This window comes from Nocardia sp. 852002-20019_SCH5090214 (assembly GCF_001665865.1).
In the GTDB taxonomy this organism is placed as follows: domain Bacteria; phylum Actinomycetota; class Actinomycetes; order Mycobacteriales; family Mycobacteriaceae; genus Nocardia; species Nocardia nova.
The window spans coordinates 1-545 of record NZ_LZMK01000234.1 but is presented as its reverse complement, the minus strand read 5'-3'; the positions used below and the strand labels follow the sequence as shown (position 1 = coordinate 545).

The following is a 545-nucleotide window of genomic DNA, read 5'->3' as shown; positions in this document are numbered from 1 at the left end:
GTGAGGGCGGGTTTGCGGCCGGTGTAGACGCCGCGGGTCTTTGCCGCGGCGATCCCTTCGCGTTGACGTTCGAGGATGAGTGCGCGTTCGAACTCGGCGAAGGCGCCCATCACGCTCAGCAGCAGGTTCGCCATGGGCGAGTCCTCGCCAGTGAAAGTCAGGTTCTCCTTGACGAATTCGACTCGTACGCCTTTGCCGGTGAGGGTGCGCACAAGCCGGCGTAGGTCGTCGAGGTTGCGGGCGAGGCGGTCCATGGAGTGCACGATGACGGTGTCGCCGTCGCGGACGAAGGCGATCATCTCGTCGAGTTTGGGGCGGGTGGTGTCCTTGCCGGAGGCCTTATCAGTAAAGGTGCGTTCGACATCGATCCCGTCGAGCTGGCGCACGGTGTTCTGATCGAGAGTGCTGACCCTGATGTAGCCGACGCGCACCGCGCGACCCCCCTTCTCACCCGGAACGTCCAGTTAGATTCAAAGAACCTAGCAGACATGCGTCAGAAAATGTGGTACGCCACCCTATTCTGACGCAATTCACCGGCCGGCCGA

General features: G+C 62.4%; 1 protein-coding gene. It reads right to left on the bottom strand.

Annotated features, from left to right (window positions below; genetic code table 11):
- A partial coding sequence (locus A5780_RS18750; RefSeq protein WP_064909117.1) for a recombinase family protein occupies positions 1-431 on the bottom strand: 431 nt, incomplete at its 3' end.
- Positions 432-545 lie beyond the last annotated feature (114 nt).